The sequence below is a fragment of the Brevibacterium sp. 239c genome, assembly GCF_900169365.1.
Lineage (GTDB): Bacteria > Actinomycetota > Actinomycetes > Actinomycetales > Brevibacteriaceae > Brevibacterium.
Map to the genome: position 1 here is coordinate 17,115 of NZ_FXZH01000014.1, position 21,154 is coordinate 38,268.

Annotated in this window: 21 protein-coding genes; 11 read left to right on the top strand and 10 right to left on the bottom strand. The window is 62.1% G+C overall.

What is annotated here, in order from left to right; genetic code table 11:
* Nucleotides 1–34: 34 nt before the first annotated feature.
* Nucleotides 35–1,375 carry a TrkH family potassium uptake protein gene (locus BSP239C_RS13150; protein WP_180959025.1) on the bottom strand — a complete coding sequence of 447 codons (1,341 nt, stop codon included), beginning with the start codon at nt 1,373–1,375 and terminating at the stop codon, nt 35–37.
* Nucleotides 1,376–1,578: 203 nt separating this feature from the next.
* Here BSP239C_RS13150 and BSP239C_RS13155 point away from each other — a divergent pair, with 203 nt between their 5' ends.
* Both BSP239C_RS13155 and BSP239C_RS13160 read left to right on the top strand, forming a co-directional pair.
* Complete coding sequence (locus BSP239C_RS13155; RefSeq protein ID WP_101573614.1) at nt 1,579–2,520, top strand: YihY/virulence factor BrkB family protein; 942 nt, start codon at nt 1,579–1,581, stop codon at nt 2,518–2,520.
* Nucleotides 2,521–2,587: 67 nt separating this feature from the next.
* Nucleotides 2,588–3,793 carry an MFS transporter gene (locus BSP239C_RS13160; protein WP_101573616.1) on the top strand — a complete coding sequence of 402 codons (1,206 nt, stop codon included), beginning with the start codon at nt 2,588–2,590 and terminating at the stop codon, nt 3,791–3,793.
* A 237-nt stretch (nt 3,794–4,030) separates the two neighbouring features.
* Here the strand turns inward: BSP239C_RS13160 and BSP239C_RS13170 are convergent, their stop codons facing one another.
* Complete coding sequence (locus BSP239C_RS13170) at nt 4,031–4,552, bottom strand: DoxX family protein (protein WP_101573618.1); 522 nt, start codon at nt 4,550–4,552, stop codon at nt 4,031–4,033.
* A 101-nt stretch (nt 4,553–4,653) separates the two neighbouring features.
* Between BSP239C_RS13170 and BSP239C_RS13175 the strand changes: the two genes are divergently transcribed.
* On the top strand, nt 4,654–5,214 hold the full coding sequence (locus BSP239C_RS13175; protein WP_101573620.1) for a TetR/AcrR family transcriptional regulator: 561 nt from the start codon (nt 4,654–4,656) through the stop codon (nt 5,212–5,214).
* A 94-nt stretch (nt 5,215–5,308) separates the two neighbouring features.
* Here BSP239C_RS13175 and BSP239C_RS13180 read toward each other — a convergent pair whose 3' ends face one another.
* Complete coding sequence (locus tag BSP239C_RS13180; RefSeq protein ID WP_180959026.1) at nt 5,309–6,736, bottom strand: MDR family MFS transporter; 1,428 nt, start codon at nt 6,734–6,736, stop codon at nt 5,309–5,311.
* 197 nt (nt 6,737–6,933) lie between these two features.
* Complete coding sequence (locus BSP239C_RS13185; RefSeq protein WP_101573624.1) at nt 6,934–7,299, bottom strand: VOC family protein; 366 nt, start codon at nt 7,297–7,299, stop codon at nt 6,934–6,936.
* Between the two features lie 162 nt (nt 7,300–7,461).
* Between BSP239C_RS13185 and BSP239C_RS13190 the strand changes: the two genes are divergently transcribed.
* The gene (locus BSP239C_RS13190) at nt 7,462–7,950 is read left to right on the top strand and encodes a hypothetical protein (RefSeq protein WP_101573627.1); all 489 of its coding nucleotides are present in this window, start codon (nt 7,462–7,464) and stop codon (nt 7,948–7,950) included.
* 24 nt (nt 7,951–7,974) lie between these two features.
* Here the strand turns inward: BSP239C_RS13190 and BSP239C_RS13195 are convergent, their stop codons facing one another.
* From BSP239C_RS13195 to BSP239C_RS13215, 5 genes are all read right to left on the bottom strand, one after another.
* A complete protein-coding gene (locus tag BSP239C_RS13195) occupies nt 7,975–8,982 on the bottom strand; it encodes an aldo/keto reductase family protein (RefSeq protein WP_101573629.1) in 1,008 nt (335 codons plus the stop codon).
* 68 nt (nt 8,983–9,050) lie between these two features.
* Nucleotides 9,051–9,566: an RDD family protein gene (locus BSP239C_RS13200; RefSeq protein ID WP_180959027.1), complete on the bottom strand. Its 516-nt coding sequence runs from the start codon at nt 9,564–9,566 to the stop codon at nt 9,051–9,053.
* Between the two features lie 85 nt (nt 9,567–9,651).
* A complete protein-coding gene (locus BSP239C_RS13205) occupies nt 9,652–10,344 on the bottom strand; it encodes a GntR family transcriptional regulator (RefSeq protein ID WP_101573632.1) in 693 nt (230 codons plus the stop codon).
* A gap of 61 nt (nt 10,345–10,405) precedes the next feature.
* Nucleotides 10,406–11,701 (bottom strand): MFS transporter, encoded by a 1,296-nt coding sequence (locus BSP239C_RS13210; RefSeq protein ID WP_101573634.1) that lies wholly within the window; start codon nt 11,699–11,701, stop codon nt 10,406–10,408.
* Between the two features lie 104 nt (nt 11,702–11,805).
* Nucleotides 11,806–12,978: an MFS transporter gene (locus BSP239C_RS13215; RefSeq protein ID WP_180959028.1), complete on the bottom strand. Its 1,173-nt coding sequence runs from the start codon at nt 12,976–12,978 to the stop codon at nt 11,806–11,808.
* A gap of 213 nt (nt 12,979–13,191) precedes the next feature.
* Between BSP239C_RS13215 and BSP239C_RS13220 the strand changes: the two genes are divergently transcribed.
* Both BSP239C_RS13220 and BSP239C_RS13225 read left to right on the top strand, forming a co-directional pair.
* On the top strand, nt 13,192–13,908 hold the full coding sequence (locus BSP239C_RS13220; RefSeq protein ID WP_101573638.1) for an enoyl-CoA hydratase/isomerase family protein: 717 nt from the start codon (nt 13,192–13,194) through the stop codon (nt 13,906–13,908).
* A 55-nt stretch (nt 13,909–13,963) separates the two neighbouring features.
* Complete coding sequence (locus BSP239C_RS13225; RefSeq protein WP_101573640.1) at nt 13,964–14,818, top strand: sulfite exporter TauE/SafE family protein; 855 nt, start codon at nt 13,964–13,966, stop codon at nt 14,816–14,818.
* 166 nt (nt 14,819–14,984) lie between these two features.
* Here BSP239C_RS13225 and BSP239C_RS13230 read toward each other — a convergent pair whose 3' ends face one another.
* Nucleotides 14,985–15,716 carry a hypothetical protein gene (locus BSP239C_RS13230; protein WP_101573642.1) on the bottom strand — a complete coding sequence of 244 codons (732 nt, stop codon included), beginning with the start codon at nt 15,714–15,716 and terminating at the stop codon, nt 14,985–14,987.
* Between the two features lie 160 nt (nt 15,717–15,876).
* On the opposite strand from BSP239C_RS13230, the gene BSP239C_RS13235 reads away from it, so the two are divergent.
* The 5 genes from BSP239C_RS13235 (at nt 15,877) to BSP239C_RS21155 (ending at nt 21,057) form a co-directional block, all read left to right on the top strand.
* Nucleotides 15,877–16,611: an HNH endonuclease family protein gene (locus tag BSP239C_RS13235; RefSeq protein WP_101573644.1), complete on the top strand. Its 735-nt coding sequence runs from the start codon at nt 15,877–15,879 to the stop codon at nt 16,609–16,611.
* A gap of 104 nt (nt 16,612–16,715) precedes the next feature.
* Complete coding sequence (locus BSP239C_RS13240; protein WP_180959029.1) at nt 16,716–17,837, top strand: tyrosine-type recombinase/integrase; 1,122 nt, start codon at nt 16,716–16,718, stop codon at nt 17,835–17,837.
* Entirely contained in the window at nt 17,834–18,184 is a 351-nt protein-coding gene (locus BSP239C_RS13245; RefSeq protein WP_101556009.1) for a helix-turn-helix transcriptional regulator, read from the top strand. The genes BSP239C_RS13240 and BSP239C_RS13245 overlap by 4 nt, the downstream gene beginning before the upstream one ends.
* 955 nt (nt 18,185–19,139) lie before the next feature.
* Nucleotides 19,140–20,690: a hypothetical protein gene (locus tag BSP239C_RS20505; protein WP_145997452.1), complete on the top strand. Its 1,551-nt coding sequence runs from the start codon at nt 19,140–19,142 to the stop codon at nt 20,688–20,690.
* Between the two features lie 97 nt (nt 20,691–20,787).
* Nucleotides 20,788–21,057, top strand: coding sequence for a hypothetical protein (locus tag BSP239C_RS21155; protein WP_226838548.1), 270 nt, complete (start codon nt 20,788–20,790; stop codon nt 21,055–21,057).
* Nucleotides 21,058–21,154 lie beyond the last annotated feature (97 nt).

Here is a 21,154-nt window from a genome sequence, read left to right on the forward strand (position 1 = left end):
GTGGATTCAGGTGGGCCATCGTCGACGGCATGCCTCAACCGATCAGGGGCCGTTCGACGGGAAGTTCGTAGCGAATGGTCCTGGCCCGCAGTGCCAGCGCCGAGGCGACTGTGACGGGGCCGAGCCGCCCGAGGATCATGGCTGCAATGAGCACCACTTGGCTCAGTCCCGGAAGGCCAGAGGTGATGCCGGTCGTCAGGCCAACGTTCGCGAAGGCGGAGATGACTTCGAAGAGAATCCGGTCCAGGCCGAGGTCAGGGGCCTCAAGCATCAACAGTGTCGTCGACAAAGCCACCAAGCTCAGAGCCAGGACGATCACGGTCACCGCCTGCCGATGCGCCGACCCTGCCACGCGCCTTCCGAGGAGGTTCGCTCTCGTCCCGCCGGTGACTTCTGCCCAGGTCATTGCCAACAGCACCATCACTGTCGTGATCTTCACACCGCCGGCTGTGCCCGCGGGTCCACCGCCGATGAACATGAGAATGTCCATGCTGAACCAGGTGGCCGAATGCAGCTGTGAGATGTCGACGGAGCTGAAACCTGCTGTGCGCGCCGTCGTCGATTGGAACGCCGCAGTCTGCAGCTTGCCCCACCAATCCAGGTGACCAAGAGTACCGGGATTGTTCCACTCGACGGCGGCGATGAACGCTGCGCCGCCGATCAGCAGTACAGGGGTGACGACGATGACGGCCCGTGTCGTCATGGACCATCGCAGCGGGGTTCTGTAGTGCCGGAAGAGTTCGATGAGCACCGGATAGCCAAGGCCGCCGAGGATGATCCCCGCCGCGATCGGACTCCACACGAAGGGATCGGTGGCGTAGGAGATGAGGCTGTCCGAGTTCAGGCCGAAGCCGGCATTGTTGAATGCGGAGACGGCGTGGAACGCCGCGTCCCACAGTGCTGCGCCCGCGGGCTGGTCGTAGTGGAGCCAGAAGCGCAGGAACAGCGCCGAGGTGATCGCGAGTTCCGTGGCCACAGTGAGGCCGATGATCCGCAGCACCATCGGTCGGATTCCGCCGATGTGCGAGCTTTTCGCCTCTGCCGCGACCGACTCTCGGAGGCGAAGTCCGACCTTCCCGGCCACGAGCATGGCCAGCAGTGTCGTGAGCAGAAGGATTCCCAGCCCGCCGGCTTGGATGAGTCCGAGGATCACCGCTTGGCCGAAGAAGGTGAAGTCGCTGCCGGCTGAAAGCACTTCCAGCCCGGTCACACTGATCGCCGAGGTGGAGGTGAAGAGTGAGGACAGAAGTGAAATGCCGCCGGGGGCCGTGGTGGCCGCCGGTGTCATCAGCAGTCCGGTGCCGATGACCAGAGCCACGAGGTAGGTGATGACCACACGGTCGATGGCGTTGCGATGAGGATTGTGCACAGTCATCGAACCTAGATGCAGCTCGTCAGGATGACGTCCACTTTCGTGACCATAGTCCAACAGTACCTCCGCACGACCGCCGTGGAGGGGCCTTGAATTGGGAGTACTCTGGGGCGGCATGGCGGGCCTGAGTGAAGGCTGTGAACGACTACGATGTTCAACGTAGTGCAGAGTCCCCAGCAGGTCGTCTCCGCGGCCAGGAGAATGTCATGGCCGAAAAGTTCCCCACTCACGCCGAACCGTTGACTGAAGCGGACGGCTCATCCGGCCAGGAACACGCGTTGAGGGACCGAGTCAGACTTCGGGCGAGGACACCGGAGCGGGGCAAGAAGGGAATCCTCACCAACACGATTCGGCACGTGATCAGTGATCAGGGACTGGATCTGGCGGCAGGTTTGGCGTTCTACGCGCTGCTGTCGATGGCACCGGCAACTCTGGCTCTCGTGTCGATGCTCGGCGTCGTCGGGGAAGCGAAGTCCACCACCGAGGCGGTGCTGGGTCTGGCCTCTGATCTTTCGGCCGAGGCCGCCGAGGCGATCCGCCCGATCGTCACCGAGCTGGTGTCGACGCCTGCCGCCGGCCTCACCCTCATCGTCAGCGTCGCCGTTGCGATCTGGTCCTCGTCGAAATACGTGAGTGCCTTCGGCCGTGCGGCGAACAAGGCCTATGCGGTGGAGGAGACTCGACCGCTGTGGAAGCTCAAACCGACGATGCTGCTCATCACCGTGGTGCTGTTGCTGCTCATGGCCGGACTGGGACTGCTGCTCGTGGTCTCGGGGCCCATCGCGGAATCTATCGGCAAGCTTGTCGGGTTGGGCCCGGCGGCCGTGATGATCTGGAGCATCGCCAGGTGGCCGGTGGTGATCTTCTTCGTCATGCTGCTGATCGCGCTCCTCTACTACGCGACTCCGAACGTGAACAAATCGAAGTTCCGCTGGTCGAGCATCGGAGCATTCGTCGCGCTGATGGCCCTGATTGTCGTCTCACTGGGATTTGTCCTCTATATCAACAACTTCAACAACTTCAACGTCACCTACGGTGCCATCGGCGGTGTGATCGTCGGGTTCGCCTGGCTGTGGATGGTGAACCTGGCTCTGATCTTCGGCGCGGAACTCGACGCTGAGATCGAAAGGTCCAACGCTTCGGTCTGAGTCATCAGGCTTCCGACTGAGACGCCAAGACTTCGGCCTGGGCCACCCTATATCGTATGGTCACATCATGAGTTCCGACCGGTCTGACGCTTCGACTTTCACCCCAGCACTGCTGGGCCTTGTGTGGACCGCGATGTTCGGGTTTTCGGCGTTCTTCTTCAGCTATTCGACGATGGTCTCGATCGCTGCCGTCAAGGGACTCTCGACTGTCACCGGTGGTTCGGTCCTGACGACGATGATGATCGGCGTCATCGTCGCGCAGCCCTTCGCGCCCTGGGTGGGCAGAGTGCTCGGACTCAAGGGTGCACTGTTCTTCGCTCTCGGTCTGCAGCTGCTGGGACAGATCCTGGGTCTGACCGTGCCGGCACCGCTGCTCGGGTTGGTGCTGGCCGGATTGTGCGGGGGAGTGGGGTTCGGCCTCTTCGTCGTCCTGGCCAATGCCGCTGTACCGTCGACGACGTCCCCCGGCCGTATCGGCAAGGCGCTTGGCATCTTCGGCGGGATCACCTCATTGGCCTCTGCCGTCGGGGCACCGCTCGGACTGTGGCTGGTCGGTACGGTTCCCGTGTGGACCTTCAGGATGATCGTGTGCTTTTCGCTGCTCCTCGCGGTGCCGACCGTCGTGAAATTCCTTCCTGGCCGAGAACGTTCAACCGCGAATGCTTCGACGAGCGACTCCGAGGTCACGGTACGCAGCGGAGCGCGGGGAGGCACGTCCCGACGCTCGACTGGGCGCAGCCTCGGTGAGGCTCTGTCCTTGGTCATCATGCTCTCCCCCTTCCTCGTCGGCATGGTCGTCTTCGGCCTGATTGTCGGGTTCGGTCCGGGTGAGGACGTCGCCGGAGCTGCACTGTACATCGGCGCGATGCAGGTGTCGGCTGTGATCGGCCGGTTCGCAGCCGGTGCCATCGCTGACCGTTTCTCCCCGTTCGCCCTCAATCTCTTAGGTCTCGGCCTTGCCGTCATCGGACTGGTCGTCACAGTCTTCGTGTCCGGTGCGATGCTCTTCCTCGCCATGATGATCATCGGCTTGGGGTTGGGCACACTGCAGTCGGCGAGTCTCGTGATGGCATTCTCCAATGTCAGCACGCCGGCGAAGGCGAGCGTTGCGTGGAACATGAACTTCGATATCGGATTGGCTATCGCCGGAGTTCTCGGCGGGCTTGGTTTCACTTATCTCGGCGACTCTGCGACGTTCCTCGTCTGCGCCCTGTTGTTGCTTCTTACCGGCGTCGTGTCCTCGATTGTGCGAGCCCTACGTCGCTCGTGCTAGGTATCTGCGCCACTCCTTCCAGACGCCGATGTCGTTCAGGATCCTCGCGCAGCCCGTCGATGACAGTGCGCGAATCGTGGTGACGGTGACTGAAGAGTCGCGGAAGACAACAGTCGGCGGAGCCGAGGGCGCTTTCGGCAGCTGCATGGGTTGGACCGCATTGCTCGCGGCCATGAAGGTCCGGGAAGAATAGGGCATCGACCTGCGCGAGGGCTTCTGCAATTGGTCTGCCCAAGGCTATTCGGGACCTATGGTCTTGTACAGCTGGGACTTGGTGTTGCTTGGCCTTGCTCGACGTCGAGCCCGCAGATCCCAGAGGAGAAGCGCCGAGGTGGATGCCAGGAAGACCAACTGCAGCACGGTCCTGGGAAGCAGGGTGTCATCCCAGGCCAGATCTGTTCCAGTGGCGCCAGATCCGGACAATGCCTTGTAGATGTTGGCTGGAAACATCGCGATGAGCATCAGCGAGAGCCCAGCCGCAGCCCATGCGCGAGTCGGCGCCCAGAGCAGTCCGAGTGCTCCGGCGAGCTCGAGGACTCCCGTGATTGTGACAAGGAGTTCTGGGGCAGGCAAGGCCGGGGGAACCATGGAGATGAGCTCGGCACGCATGCCGATGAAATGCGAAGATCCGGTGACGATGAACATGAGGGCGACGCCTGCGCGGACAGCGATCTTCCGGGGCCGCCACGAAGGTTTGAGCGTACGGCCAGCGAGGTGAACGACGATCGCGGTCATCAGGAGGAATGCCAGGGGTGTCATGGGTGGTGTCCTTGAGGCGGTTTGGATGAACTTTACGTTGACAAGATTCTCATGGTGATCTGATCTTGTCAATGAAAAGATTCTTGGGTTAGGATTGGGCTATGGCTTATCACCATGGAGACCTGCGTCGAACTATGCTCTCAGCAACCGCCTCGGCGATCGATGAAGAAGGCGTTGCGAAGCTGAGCCTGCGTGCTCTGGCCAAGCGGGCAGGGGTCTCCAATGCGGCACCGACGCATCACTTTGGGGATAAGGCGGGGCTGCTCACGGCTCTGGCCGTCGAAGGATATGACCTCATGGCCGACGCGATGTCGGAAGCAGGGCAGCGCCTGAGCCTCGTTGAGATGGGAGTCGCCTACGTGACTTCTGCGCTCAATAATCCGGCGCACTTCTCCGTTATGTTCCAACCGCACATGCTCCGCGCGGACGACGCCGAACTCAACCGTGCGCAAGTCAGGTTGCGGACCGCACTCACCGAGGGCGTTGCTCAGTCGGTCGAAGATGCCGGAGGCGAGTCGAACACGGATGCACGGCTTGCCGCATGGTCGCTCGTCCACGGATACGCGACGCTTGTCCTCAGCGGAGCCATCAATGAGCCGGATCCGGTTGCGCACGCTCGGATCGTTGCGAGTCACTTCGCTTCAATTGCCGGAAGCTCGTGATTCGCTGGCGAAGAAATAGGAGGAATCGTCTTCGACTGCTCGGTCCGGCCAGAGGCCCCAGATGAGAGACGATTTCGACCGGACGCAGGCCGAGTCAGCCGGGGGTGTTCTGGCCGTGCGAGTTCTTGATGAAGAAGGATCCGATGACACCGAAGATGCCGATGACTGCGGCAACGAAGAAGGCAACATTGGCTCCGTGGACGAGGCCGGCGACTCCGTAGACTTCGGGGTCACGTGTTGTGGAGACCATGATGGTGACCAGCACCGCGGTGCCCACCGAGGCGGCGATCTGACGGAACGTGTTGTTGAGCGCCGTGCCGTGGGGGATGAGGCGCTGCGGCAGCTGGTTGAGCGCTGCCGTCGTCACCGGCATCATCACCATGGCCACGCCGAACATGCGGATCGTATTGATGATCGCAAGGTAGAGGAACGTGGTGTCGGACTTCAGCCCGGCGAACAGGAATGTGGTGACCGTGAGCAGGGTGAACCCGGCAACGGCCAACCACTTGGCGCCGATGGCGTCGAAGATGCGTCCGGTGACAGGCGACATCAGCCCCATGACTGCTGCACCGGGCAGAAGCACCAGGCCGGACTCCATGGCTGTGAAGTCGTTCATATTCTGCATGTACAACGGCAGAACCATCATGCCGCCGATCATGACGATGAAGACGCACATGCCCAGGGCGGTGTTGAGCGTGAACATGCGGTAGCGGAGCACCCGGAACTCGAGCATCGGCTGATCCAGCTTGAGCTGGCGCGGAACGAAGATGGCCAGCGAGACCACTCCGATGACCAGAGGGATGAGGACCTCGAGGCTCAGCCAGCCTGCATCGCCGGCGGTTCCGAAGCCGAAGAGCAGGCCGCCGAAGCCGAATGTCGAGAGGATGATCGAGGTGACGTCGATCCGGGGGAAGGTGCGTTCGGTGACGTTCTTGAGGATGAAGTAGGCCACGATGATGTCGATGATCGCGATCGGCAGCATCATGTAGAAGAGAACTTCCCAGGGCAGGTGATCAACGATCCAGCCCGAGAGGCTGGGCCCGATCGCCGGGGCGAAGGCGATGACGAGGCCGAACGTGCCCATCGCTGTACCCCGCTTCTCCACCGGGAAGATCGCGAAGAGAATAGTCTGCATCAGTGGCATGATGATGCCGCCGCTTGAGGCCTGAATGACACGGCCGAGGAGGAGGACGGGATAGGTCGGCGCCAACGCGCAGACGAGTGTGCCGATGATGAACAGCAGCATCGCGGTGAGGAAGAGTCCGCGGGTGGTGAATTTCTGGATCAGGAAGGCCGTGATCGGAATCATGATGCCGTTGACCAGCATGAAGCTCGTCGTCACCCACTGCGCGGCGCTGGCAGTGATGTTGAAGGACTGCATGAATGCGGGCAGTGCAGTATTGAGCAGAGTCTGGTTGAGGATGATGACGAATGCACCGGAGACGAGGACTGCAAGGACCACATTCCGATTGATCGGCTTACCATCAGCCGTCGCGCCCTGGCTCTTGTCCGCATCTGTCACTGAAATTCCCTCTTTCTCTTCAACATCTGACCTCGCCGGTATGGTCGGCGGCAGTGCGAATCCGTCTGTTCGCACTGGGCCGGGGCTTCACCGCGCCGTGCGAGTCTACTCCCCGTGGGAGCCGACCCTAGGGACAGGGTATCGGCAGAGGTCAATACAGAGATGTCATGGAGATGTCTCGCAGGCGATCGGCTGCCTCAGTCGACAGGCGAGACGCGGACGAGGTTGCTGTCGGGATCGGCAATGACGAAGGTACGTCCGAACACCTCGTCGTAGGGTTCGTCGATGACGGTGACGCCCTTGCCCATCCACTCCTCGAAGAGGCTGTCCACTGCCGAGGCTGTGCCGGGGATCATCAGTCCCACCTCCGAGGTGCGGGGCGGGTTGTGAGCCAGCGACTGCGCGCCACCGCTCCAGAGAGCGAAGAGAACTCCAGGAGCCACAGTGAATGGCACATAGCGCGGGGTGAGCATATCTGGTTCCATCTCGAAGAGATCGCTGTAGAACTTCGTCGCGCGTTCGACATCGGTGACGTAGATGAGGAACAGGTTGGGGGTCGTCATGGGATGGCTCCTTCAGCGCAGCAGGACTGTGTGACTTCTTCATCCTGTCACCAGCAGGTGACATGGCATTCGGCAGCTGGCGCACCGGTTGGCCACGACGGTGGCCGCAATGCACCGACCGAAAGAGCAGGGTAGGTTAAGGGTGACGAAAGGGTGAGGGGAATGATCTTCGGGAGCTGGGGCACACTCGGCCGCTTCGTGCTGCTGACTACGGGGATCGGTGCTGTAGCCGCTCTGGGGCTGTATCTGTTCAACGCGCCTCCTTCCAGCTTCTTCGAACTGTTAGAAGGGCTCGCCTATATATTCTTCTTCCTGGTGCCAGGCGCCGCACTGGGGCTGGTTATCGGGGTGCCGGCCTACGGTGCGCTTCGTCTCTGCCTTCGTGCGTTGCCAGGTCGGAAATCTGTGCTCGTCTTCTTCTTCGTCCTCGGCGTCATTTCGGCGCTGATCGGGTTCGCAGTGGTTCTTCTTCTGACCGGCGGTCCCTCGACATATACCTTTGAGTCGCAGGGAGACGTCGTACGGACACTCGGGTGGCCAGCCTTGACGGCGGGAGTCCTCACCGCTGCCGCGTCATTCCTCGTTGTCGAACCTCGTGAGGAAAGTGCAGAGGCGACTCCGCTGAGCAGCAACGGCAAGGGCCATCAGTAATTAGAAGCTGAAGCGACTTCTCGCTCACACAATCCGGGTCGGCGGCGACTTCGTCTTCGATGGGTCCGTGACAGGCAGATCACCGAGGGCATCATCGATGCGTGTGAGCACCTCGGCGTCGAGCTTCACACCGGCAGCTGCAACATTCGACTCCACCTGCTCGGGACGGGATGCGCCGACGAGCGCCGTCGCAACATTGTCGTTGGCAAGCACCCACGCGATGGCGAGCTGGGCCATCGTCAGCCCCAGATCAGATGCGATCGGCTCTAGCTTGGCGACGGCGTTGAGAGTGTCATCGTCGAGGTAGCGGCCGGTGATCATGTCCTTGCCGCCCTTCTCATCGGTGGCACGCGAGCCCGCAGGGGCGGGCTGGCCCGGCTTGTACTTGCCGGTGAGCACACCCTGGGCGATCGGTGACCACACGACCTGCGAGATTCCGAGCTCCTTGGAGGTCGGGACGACCTCGGACTCGATGACGCGCCAGAGCATGTTGTACTGCGGCTGGTTCGATACCAGCTGGATGCCGAGGTCGCGGGCCAGATAGTGCGCGGCACGCAGCTGATCGGCGTTCCACTCGCTCACCCCGATATAGAGGGCTTTGCCGGCGCGGACCAGATCCGCGAACGCCTGCATGGTCTCTTCCAGCGGCGTCTCATAGTCGTAGCGGTGGGCCTGGTAGAGGTCGACGTAGTCGGTGCCCAGGCGAGACAGAGAGCCGTTGATGGACTCCATGATGTGCTTGCGGGAGAGCCCGGTGTCGTTGTGGCCCTTGGGCCCGGTCGGGAAGTACACCTTGGTGAAGATCTCCAGGGACTCGCGACGCTGTCCCTTGAGCGCATCGCCGAGGACCTGCTCGGCGACGGTGTTCGCGTACACGTCGGCGGTGTCGAAGGTCGAGATGCCTGCATCGAGGGCGGCATGCACACACTTCGTCGCGGTGTCGTTCTCCACCTGGGATCCGTGCGTGAGCCAGTTTCCGTAGGTGATCTCCGAGATTTTCAGTCCACTGTTTCCGAGGTATCTGTGCTCCATGGCCCCAGCCTACTGCTGTATGGACGAGAGCGGCAGTGCCAACTTCGCTGCGCTGCAACATTCGACTTTCATGAACCGGTGTCGAGCGACAGGTCCCTTGGCTCGAGTTCGACGCTCAAACCAGTGATCCGGTCGTATGGAGCACGGCCGCCAGAGACAAATAGTGAGGCGACATAGATGATCGGAATGACATAGGCCACGGCAATCAGAATCCAGACACCTATAGGCGTGCCCGTCGAGTCTTGACTGCTGGCCACGATCGCGTAGACACCTGCATGCCCGAGAATCCAAGGCAATCCGATTTTGAGCAGGTTCCTCACCAGAGTGATTCGGAAGCGGCTTTGCTGGGATCCGGCAGACACCCGGAGCCTCAGCGCCCGCTTGCCAGGAGTGGCCGAAACGCGACGCGACTCACACCAGGCGGCAACGACGACGACTGGCGCCACCATCACAAGTGCGCCGATCAGATTCGCCATCAGCATGCCATTCGGCTGGATGGTGCCATTGAGATAGAGAGGGATGCCGATAGCAGCGGTGACAGCAATCCAGGGGAGGATGCAGGCCCAGTCGATCAGCCATGCCATGATCCGCCGCCATCCGAGATACATGACTCAACAGTACAGATCCACTCTCGAATTCAGAGCTGATCCTGAATCGACTGTAGGCAGTTCACCCCCGCCGAAGCATCGTCGAATCGAAGGCGGAGGATGACCTTGCCGAGGTGGCCGTGGGCGGAGCGTTCTCCGCGAGGTGGCCTCGCAGGATGTTCGCGAATCCGGTGGAGTCACCCGTGCGCAGGTGCTCGACCAGGGAGACGTGCTCGGCGATGATCGCTTCGCAGCGGTCGAGGAGTCGGTCACCGGAGGCGAAGAGGATGAAGCGGTGCCGGTCGGAGAGCTGGGAATACAGTTCCAGCATCACTGCATTGTCACCGGCCTCGACGAAACCACGATGGAACTCAAGCGTCAGGTCGATGAAGGCGGTGACGTCGCCGGCATCGAAGGCATCACGTTGAGCCTGGATCGAGGTTTCGAGGGCCTCGGCGAGTTTCTGTCGCAGTGCATTCGGAGCCCGGTCGACGGCCGTCGTCTCGAGCACGAAGCGGGCATCGGCGAGTTCGGCGACGGTGCGCTCATCGACTCCCTGGACGATGGCTCCGCGCTTGGGGTAGATGATGATCCATCCCTCGTCCTGGAGGCGAGCAAGAGCCACCCGCACCGGTGTGCGGCTGACCTCGAGGTCGGAAGCCAGACCGGTCTCGCCCAGCATGGTCCCCGGCTGATGGGTCCCGTTGAGGATCTGAGCGCGAATGAGCTGATAAGCGCGCTCGGCTGCGCTCGGGGTCTCGCCGCTGCTGGTCATGACCGCAATCTTCTCATTGGCCGGATCAGATTCCCTCCACGTTTCGTGTCCGTCTTCTCCCTCAACCTACATGCGAGGTCTCCTCGATGTCCTCCACCGCGTCGGATCTCTGGGTCCGTCCCGGCCAGCGCATCAGTGGAACGGCCCGAATCGAGAATGCCAGGGCAATGAGGAGCACGATGGTGGCCATCATATTGATCCACAGGAACCCTCCGGCCTGCAGCACTGTGCCGGCCATGCCAGCCATGAGCGCACCGCCGAGGTTCATCGCCGCATCCGATGCGCCCTGCAGGGTGACCTTCGCATGGCGTGGCACCGAGGCCGTCAGCAGGGCCGATCCGCCGATGAGGAACATCGACCAGCCGATGCCGAGGAAGATGAGTGCCGTGCTCAGCAGGACCATGGATGAGACCTCGGCCGCGGCATCGACGACGCCGAGGGTGATGGCTGTGGCGAAGACGAGGATGCCGCCGGCGATCACCGTTCCCGGCCCGAAGCGATCGGCCATCCACCCGAATACGGGGGAGAGGGCGTACATTCCGGCGATGTGCACGCTGACGACGATGCCGATCGCGCCGAGGGAGAATTCCTGGTGGTCCATGTGCACCGGGGTCATGACCATGACGTTGGTCATCATCATCTGACCGGCGATGATCGTGATCATCGCGAACAACGGCACCGGGCGGGCGATGGCGAAGCGCAGCGCCGGCCCCAGCTTCATCGTCGCTGGCTCGGGCGTGGAAGAGGTGGACTCAGTCACCGCCTCGGCGGCTCCCGGTTTGATCTTCTTCGTCAGCGTCGACGCGACCAGGGTCGCCAGACCGAAGGCGGTCATCGAGATCAGATAGGGACCGGCCAGCTCATTCATGCCCAGTGCCGCGCCGAGGTGCGCGCCGGGTTCGGTGAAGCTGGGCCCGAGGACTGAGCCGACGGTCGTCGCCCACACCACGAGTGACATTGCCCGCCCGGCGGACTTCGGATCGACGAGGTCGACGGCCGCATAGCGAGCCTGCAGGCCAGAGGCGGTCGCGGAGCCGCACATCATCATGCCCAGCATGAACAGTGGCAGGAACTGGGTCGCGACGCCGAGGAGGACGACCGTGGCACCCAGGGCGCCGATGCCGAATCCCAGAGTCAGCGCGGTTCGCCGACCGGCCTTGCCCGCCAACACCGCCAGGGGATAGGCGATGAGGCCGGCGCCGAGGATAACGCTCATCTGGGCGACGCCGGCCATGGAGGTCTTGCCGGTGATCTCCTCGGCGAGCAGTCCGCCGACCGCGTAGCCGGAGGCGATTCCGGCTCCGGACAGCAGCTGTGCGGTGATCAGTTTGGCCTGTGCACGCGTGCGGGTCTTCATCGACGCCTTCCGTCATCTGTGAAATATACTCACACAACGTATCTTGGATCCATCTTGGATACAAGATGATCTCATCCTCGCCGAGGTGGTTGTGCGCAGGCGTGTTACATCCGGGAGGTGCGCCGGCCGACGAGGGACTGGGCGACGACGATGATCGCCAGACCGATCACGGGGATCACCGGTGAGGCGGCGGTCTCCAGTCCGAAGCCGAAAGCCAGTGGCCCGATCGCTGCCAGAGCCACGCCGACCGCCGAGGTCACCGCCGACACGGAAGCGGTGTGGGCCGGCGACCGGCCGAATTTCACGATCTGGTCGTAGGAGGCCCCCAGGCACACCCCCTGCCCGACCCCGAGCAGGATGGTGACGGGCAGAGCTCCCGTCGAACCCAGCGACAGCAGGAGGATGAGGCCGAGAAGCGAGAACACCGGAGCCAGAGGTGCGATGAATCGTGAGAATCCGCTGCGCAGGGCGATCGGCGCGATGAGGCCGAAGGGGATCGCGACGATGCTGATGAGGGAGGTGTACCCACCTGCCGCCTGCGCGCTCATTCCGTCCATGACGAAGACCGCAGGCAACCACGCCGAGGTGGTGTAGAACGTCAGCGACGTGACGCCGAGGAACAGGGCAAGGAGCCATACGTTGACGTCGGAGAGCACCGCTTTGGCGCGGTGCTCACTGCCGGTCATTGCTGACCGGTTGCGTGGTTGCGATGCGGCCCTGACATGAGGGGTGCGAGCGTAGACGAGCCATAGGGCCAAGGCGGCTGCTGAGCACAGCGCCCAAGTGAGCAGAGTGCCACGCCAGCCGAGTCCTGTGATCTCCCGGATCGGAATCGTCAGGCCCAGCGCGAGGGCCGGGCCGAGGCTCAGCGACATCGAGTAGGTTCCGGTCAGCCGCGAACGGACCTCGGCGCGCTCGGCATTGATGATCGAGGGGACGAGGACGGTGACGATGGCGATCGAGAATCCCAAGAGGCCCGTCCCGATGAGCAGGGGGAAGTCCCCGGGGACGGAGCGGAGGGCCATGCTGCCCACGATGGCCACGAGCGCCAGGCTGACTGTCCGACTGCGACCCCATCGATTCGCCATTGCCGGAGCGATAGGAGCAGCCAGCAAGGTGAGGACGAGAGGGATGGACGTGAGCAGAGACAGGAATGTCTCCCCATGTCCGGTATTTTCCTTCATTGTCGGCACAAGTGGTGCCAGAGAGATCGTCGGGATCCGCAAGGTCAACCCGATGAGGAGGACAGCGGCAATGGCAACGATCCCAGTGGACACGGGTCTAGGGGAAAGGGGTGCAGTCGCCGGTGATGAGGGATCGTCAGACATTGCTCGTCATCTTAGCCCTGTGGTTTTGGTGCTCGGCAGGCGGGCGTCCGTCCGTGTTCCGGGTTTGAGGACCGCAGGCGGACTGGGATAGGTTCAGTCGTCATTGCTGTGCTCGTGGGACGATACTGGAGCCAACCCACGCCCGACGAAAGTGAGCTCCCGATGATCCGACGCACCCGCAGTGACGACGGGATCCTCACGGTCACGATCGACAACACCACCAGCGCGAACGCTCTGCGGGCGGGCATGCTCGATTCACTCATCGACGCTTTCGAGGCCGCATCGAAGAACTTCGAGCTGCGTGGGGTGCTGCTGACCTCGGCGGGCAGCAGGGGATTCTCAGCCGGGATGGACACAGCACAGTTCGAGCACTCGAATCCGACGCGAGCATTTGAGACGATCACTCAGCTGGGGCGGGTGTGTGAGGCGATCAAGGATTGCGAACTGCCCGTGGCCGTCGCCATTCGCGGCTACTGCATCGGGGGAGCGGCAGAGATCGCCGCGGCCGCTGACTTCAGAGTTGGCGGCACCGGGTCCTGGTACTCGATGCCCGAGGTGCGCATCGGGATTCCCTCGGTCCTCGAGTCCGTCAACCTCCACCGCCTCATGGGGTGGACGAAGGCCACGGAGTTCATCCTCACCGGCAACCGCTTCAGTGCCGAGGACATGGACAAGTGCGGAATCCTCAACGCCGTCGTCGACGACTCCGCGGTCGAGGACCGGGCGCTGGGCTACCTCTACGACACGATGAAGGCCTCACGAGAAGTCATCGCCCAGCAGAAGCGACTGCACCGGACGTGGAAGAACAGCTTCGAACGTGAAGCGCTGGATGACAGTAAGAAGGAGTTCGCGCTCGCCTTCGCACGGAAGAACGGTTGAGCTGAGATGGTGTCGGGGATTGCCTGCCGAGGTGGGTGTGGGGTGAGATAGGCGAATGGACTTTGTGGGATTGGTGCTCGTCGGCGTTCTGGTCGGACTGACGACGGTGCTGTTCGGATTCGGCGGCGGCTTCGTCACCGTCCCTATCATCACTCTCGTCCACGCTGACCTCGGCAGTGACACGGCGCGGGTGGCCGCGGCCACCTCGGCGCTGGTCATGCTCGTCAACGCCGTCGTCTCCACGGTCTCGACCAAACGCGAGACCCTGGCCCACCTCAAGGGGGAGTGGTGGCTCTTCATCCTCCTCGCAGCTGGTGGAGCATTCGGCGCCTTCTGCGCGAAGTTCGCACCCGAGACGCTCCTGAAGTGGGGCTTCGTCATCTACATCGCAGTGACCGCGATCGATCTGCTGGCTCGTCCCGGCTTCTTCCGCCGAGGTGGGGCGAAGGTTCGCACGAAAGCTGTGAAAGGCGCGGGCGGAGCTGCAGTCCGTGTCGGGGGAGTCGGGGCTGAGGAAGCCCTCGGCGAGGGCGGTCGCGGCATCGCCGCGCTGTTCGGTTTTCCGATCGGCGGCCTGGCCTCATTCCTCGGCGTCGGCGGCAGCGTGATGACGGTGCCGATGATGCGCCGATCGGGGGCGACGATGACCGTGGCCACCACTCTGGCCAACCCGCTGACCTTGATCATCATGCTCCCCGCGGTCCTCGTCACGATCACCACTCATGCTTCCACCGAGGTTCCGGGAATGCTCGGCTCGGTGGATCTGCGCTCGGCGCTCGCCCTCCTCATCGGTGCCATCCCGCTGATCGTGCTGCTGCGCCGCCGCGTGCCCAAGATTCCGGAGGTCATCCACGCCTGGGGCTACGTCATCTTGCTCATCACCGCCGGAGTCGTCGTCGCCGTGTCATAAAGCGGGGTGTCTTGGGACACTGCGTCGAGGGCGCCCGTCAGCATCGACGGGCTACTCTATAGCCTGCCCCCGCGACGGTAAGTGGGCCGCTCGATGAAGCTGCATGGCCTTGGCCCCCTCGAGGCGACTAGGAGACCGTCTGTTTCCAGGTGGCTGGCCCCGGAGTTTACCCATTCCGGCGGCGCTCGCGCAGCACTGTGGGCAAGCCGAAATAGATGGGCGGTCGCGCGGAGGCCACCGGCGCCCGGGCTGAGGATCCGCTGCCACCGGGTCCTGCACTACCAGTTCCTGCGCCACCAACTTCGCTGTCACCGGTACCTGCGCCACCAGATCCTGCACCATCCGATCCTGTGGCGCTCGCCCCGCCCAGCGCCCACGCGCTCTCCCAGCTGATGAGTTCGCCGGCGTGGCAGACCGGGTCACCGCCGCCGTAGGGCGGTTCGGCCCACAGCCACAGGTTGATTCCGTATTCGATGAGGGTGAACTTTCCCTCCCGGTCCCGGGCAGTGTTCTCCCTGACCAGTGCCGATCGCACCCGCGCCGAGGTCGCTTCGAGCTCCGTCCACCCGTCCTGTCGGTGGGGGAGGAAGAGCCACGTCCCCGCGGGGACGTTTTCGGGGACAAGCTCCTCGGCGGTGATGATCTCGATGAAGTCGTCTGGGTTCCCAGGTTCGGAGGTGGCGTCGCTGGCGAGGATTTGGCCGAAGCAGGTGCGGGCCACCTCGGCGGTGGGGGAGACGATGAGGATATGGGCGGCCTCATTCCGGACATCATCCCAGTTCAGGTGGGTGAAGGGGTTCGCCTGCATCGTCGACAGGACCTGAATCCAGTGCCCGGGAACCGGGGCGTCGGTGATCAGACGCGCCGTCTCGGGCCGCTCTGAATCGTGTCGCACCATTGTCCGCACCCCTCCATAACGAATTCGTCACTTTGCGTCCGCAGCTAGTACAGCCGCCGCTATTCAGTCATATCATTTCTGTAGTGGATCGCGACGCGGCATCTTTGCTGCGCACGGTCCACGACCACGTTCTCACCACTTTTTGCACGACTGGACACCCATGCCCTTCTTCGCCTTCCTCGACCATGCCACGAAACGCCTGCGGGCAGGCATGATCTTCGCCCTCATCGCTGTCCTCAGTCTCGCTCTGCTCTCCGCCTGCGCCGAGGGCAGCGACGTCGAAGCTGGAGCCGCTGAGGCTTCCCAAAGTTCGGAATCGAGTCCCGCAGCTGATGCGATGACGGCGCCCGCAGCAGAGTCGGAGACCATGGCACCCGGCCGGAACAGCGAAGACAGTAAGGACAGCAAGGGCCAGGGCAAGGCCGAGGAGACGGAACAAGGCCGGGCCGGTGGTTCGACTCACGGCACAGCTCTGGCGATGCTCGACGAACTGAAGGTCAAGGGTCGGGCCCCGAAGATCGGGTACGACGCGGACCTCTTCAAATGGCGATCGGACGCGGACCACAATGGCTGCGACACCCGCAATGATGTGCTGCGCCGCGACCTGCGCGACATCACCCTCAAGGCGGGGACGAAGGGCTGCGTCGTCATCGCCGGTGACCTCAACGACAAGTACAAGGGCGAGACCTACGCCTTCGACCGCGACCCGAGCAACATCGATATCGACCACATCATCGCCCGCTCGAACGCGTGGCAGACCGGAGCCGCGAAGTTCGACGAGGAGACGCTCAAGGAGTTCGGGAACGACCCGCTCAACCTGTTGGCCGTGAGCTCGAGCCTCAACCGGCAAACTTGCGGGTATTGCATCAAATGCAGGAATACAAGCGTGATCTGAGTCGCGAAGGCATCACTGGATGGTCCTGCTCCCGCTTGATTCCGTGTCTGTTGACATTATATCTGCATCCGATGCATGATTATCCCCTCAGGCGAATGGTGGTCATGGTGAAACAAGGTGTCCCTTATGGCGAATCCTCGCTGTACCTTGCGCCGGGAGTGGCGTTCATCAACGAGGAAGAAGCCGTATTCGCGGCAATGGTCGAGGGGTGGACAGACGCCCAAGTCGGCGGACGGCTGAATAAACGACAGTCTGCCGACTCCAACGTCGCACGAGCGGTGGCTCTGCAGGAGTTCACCAACGAATTCCAGTGGAACTGGACCGCAGGCATGTTCGACGAGTGGATGATGCACCTCATCTCAGAGCGGAAGCTGATGCGCTCGACTTTACGGGTCTACCAAGCCTCGATCCGGGCCTTCTGCAATTATCTGATCTCTGATCATTACACGTGGGCGCAGCAGTGCGAACAGCGCTTTGGCACACATCCAACACAGATCGTGCATGAGTGGAACTCGGCCAGACACATCCTCGATTACGAAGGGAGGCCGGGGCGCCGACCGCTGGCACGCGACGAGGTTCAGCGTCTGTTTGACCACATCGACTCGAGTGTCGATTCGCGCCTCGACCAGCACAAGAAGGGTGCCCTGCAGGTCTATCGCGACGCGACGATCATGAAGGTCATCTACGGTTGGGGGCTTCGAGCCGATGAAGTTGCGAACCTGGAAGTCACCGACTTCTACCGCAATCCCCATGCACCGGAATTTGGCGACTACGGGATTTTGCAGGTCCAGTTCGGGAAAGGCTCCCACGGCAGCGGGAAGAAGCGTCGCTCCGTACTGACGCTTCGTGCCGGAGCCGTCGCAGCATTGAAGGCATACGTCGACGAGGTTTGGCCGACCGTTCGAATGTCGGGGTCGAACTTGCTGTGGGTCACCGAACGAGGTAACCGGCTTCAGGCCAAAGAAATCACCGAGCGATTCGCCGTCTACCGTGATGAGATCCGCCTCGACAGTGTGCTCTCACCACATTGTCTACGACACAGCTATGCCACTCACCTCGCCGAAGAAGGATTCGACCCGCGCTTTATTCAGGAGCAGATGGGCCACCAGTGGGGCACGACGACCGGGATTTACACACACGTCACGGGCAACTTCATGAACACAATGATGAGACAAGCCTTGGAGAAGAACCAGCAGGCACGACCGACTAAAGGACCGGGCAAATGAAGATCGTTGGCTACGAGTGGAAACTGCGCGAAGTAATGGCGACCAAGGGGTTGTTCAGTACCACGGACCTTATTCCACTCCTTCAAGAACGAGGCATCAATCTGTCGTCGAGCCAGGTCTATCGGCTCGCAGCAGAGAAGCCGGAACGACTCAATCTCCACGTTCTCGTCGCGTTGCTCGACATTCTCGAGTGCAGCTCGGATGACCTCATTAAGGGTGTGGATCTCGGCAGTGCCGTAGCCGCGACAGGAACGGAAAGCTCGACCGCTCGGGACCGTTCCGCGGCCGTGAAACTCGGTGGACTGCGTCCGGTTCGGATGGAAGTCCCGGGCGCCCCCGATGCGTGAGTCGCAAACAGTCTCATTCTGCACCGGCGAGCTCTCGCACATTATCGGTGAGATGGAGTCGTCCCTGCCCACTGTCCTCATCGCCGAAGTTGTCCGCAGACTGAAGCTGTCTGCTCCTGCGCTGGCGCGATTGCACGCCCATATCATCAGCGATCCGCTGGTTTTGACGCGGGGGCTCGACTCCACACCTGCCACGGTGACGCGACTGATCAGGGACCTGCGCGATTCCGGCGCCAGAGTCGTCCAATTACCGCGGTGCGCCAAATGTGCCGATGTGCGGCCCTTAGTTCGGACTGCCAGTGTGGGCAAAGTCTGTGCTCGCTGTGATTACAGTCTGAGGCGAACCGATGTTGAATGCGGACTCTGCCACAGGATCCGTCAACGCCGGGGTCAAGTCCTCAACACGCAAATCTGTCAGAGCTGTTGGCGCCTCGGCTCGATAACCGGGGCCGAGGACTTCGTCACTGCGGTGTTGTTCAGAACTCGATCAGCGGGCAGCCGTACAGAGTTCGAGGCTCGGCTACGACAGGCAACCAACGGGATGTCGGCCAGCATCTGTTTGCGCACCCGTTTAGAAATCGAGCTATCTTCCCGCGACTTGTTCGCAGACCCTCAGTTTGGGAGCGCGAATTTCGGAACTATGTATGACCTCGTGAGGTCCGTCGGCGCGATCCTCCCAGTTCGAGCATGTGGCCACTGTTCTCGCCAAGTGCCTCTCACCGAGAAGTTGGATGGACTTCGCACCTGCGACAGATGCAGGAGGCGCGCAAACATGGCTCCATGTGATTCGTGTTCGCAACCGTCAATCACATCCCGGATCATGGTCGACGGCACGCGTCTCTGCATCAGCTGTGTGAACCGTCTCCCACAGAACTTCGGCACATGCTCACGATGTGGCCGAACAAAACAAATCGGCTCAGAACGACCTGAGGGACTTCTCTGTCGCACGTGCCGAATGAAGGAACGTAGCGGCACTTGCACCAGTTGCGGCCACGTTCGTCCCTGCCGCTTCGCGGGCACCGCACGAGCCATCTGCGAGAACTGCGCCCTGTCGAAAGAACCCTGCAGCCAGTGCCGGCGTAACAAAGTTCCAGCGAACCGCCTCGCCGATGGTGGTTCGCTGTGTGCGACATGCTCGCCGAAAGTCATCGAAGCCTGCGCCGATTGCGGGAAGGACCGCCAGGTCCGTGCCCGGATCGACGGGGCGCCCTACTGCTGGGAATGCGGTGAACGGAATCCGCTGTTCCACCAGAACTGCCTCCGATGCTGCCGCTTCGAATACCTGTCCCAGCTCGGACTCTGCCCGTTTTGCAAAGCCGCGGACCTCGTCGACTCGCTGTTCGAAGGCGGCCCGTCACCCGTTGCAAACGGGCGAGATTTGCTGCGTGAGGCATTACGTGCGGCCCCGCCACAAGCAGTTTTTACACTATTCCAGCGGCGCAAATCGGTCGCAGTGCTTCGATCGTTGATCGCTCATCCTGGGGGAATTTCCCACGACTCTTTGTCCCAGGTTGCCAGTGGCAGCTCGGAAGTCGTTGTTCGTGCGTTCCTCGTCGAGCACGGTGTGCTGGCCTGGCGGGATGAGAACTTGGCGAGGCTTGAAGCGTGGATTGCTGCCACTGCCGATGAGGTAGCTGATCCATCGGAGCGGCGTGCCTTTCTACAATTTGGCCGGTGGAGACACTTGAGTAGGTTGCGGCGGCAGACGGATCCCGCCGGAGACGGCCAGGTGAGCGGGATCCGCACCGAGCTGGGAGACATCATTGAGGTCATTGGCTGGCTACGCTCGCGCGGCAGTTCGATCGAAGGTGTCAATCAATCGTTGGTCGACAACTGGCTCTCCCGTGGGCCGGGAACACGAATACGGGTCAAACACTTTTTGACATGGTGTTATGAGAACAATCTCGCCTCGGCAAAGGTCACCATCCCGGCCGCTCGTGCGACAGCACTCACGGTTGCCGGCATAACCAGCACCGAAGTTTGGACGGTACTCGACCAGTTCCTGGACCCCTCGAAAATGATCAGCGGCCAGACCAGACTCGCGGGGTGCTTGCTATTGATCTACGGCATTCGACTTGGCCGTATCGCCGAGTTGAGGCTTTCCGATCTTCGCGAACACGACGGCAAATACAGCATCCTGATCGGAACGGATCCGCTTGAGCTTCCCTCGTCACTGGACATCGCGGCAATCCACGCTCAACACGATCGATCAGCTCCCCGGCTGATGACACCCGCAACGGACGACGACTGGCTATTCCCAGGAGGCGTCCCCGGACGACACCTCACATCCACGTCATTAGCGGCTCGCCTCCGCAAACTCGGCGTCCACAATCCGACGAAATACAGGAAGGCAGCACTGACGCCTTTGGCTATCTCATTGCCAGCACCGGTTCTCTCACGGCTTCTCGGCCTGAGTATCTCAACGGCAACGACTTGGGCCACCGCTGTTTCGTCCAGCAACGCCTCATACGCCGCTGCACGTCTATCCACGCGACCTGGGTTGTAGTTGCCAGCGCTCAACTGCGGTGCATAACCGCAGTACGCCAAGAAATCTCGTCGGACCCAGTTTGTGAGTGGCAGAGATAGGTGGCAGGGTCCTCGCAGTGCTATCTGGCCTGTTCAACATCTTCGGTCAGGTGGGGCTCCTGATCGGAGCGGCGGCGGGGATGGCCCTGATTGGCCCCCTGCTCCTCGGGGTCGTCCTGGCGGCGATGGGTGTGGTGGTCGTGATCTCTGCTCCCGCTAGCCGGCGGATGGTGCCATTCTGCTTGGCTGCGACGATGCCGGCGTTCGTCCTAACGGATCCGGAAGGCAATAAGTTTTGTCTCATGGCCAAGCGCATCCCGATGGAGCCTGAAGACTTTCACGACTGATGCTGGCTAATCCCGAGGGGTGGGAGGGTCTCGAAACTCAATTATGGGGATGAACCCTGAGTGGTGGACACGCTGAGACTGGCCCATAATGGGCCGG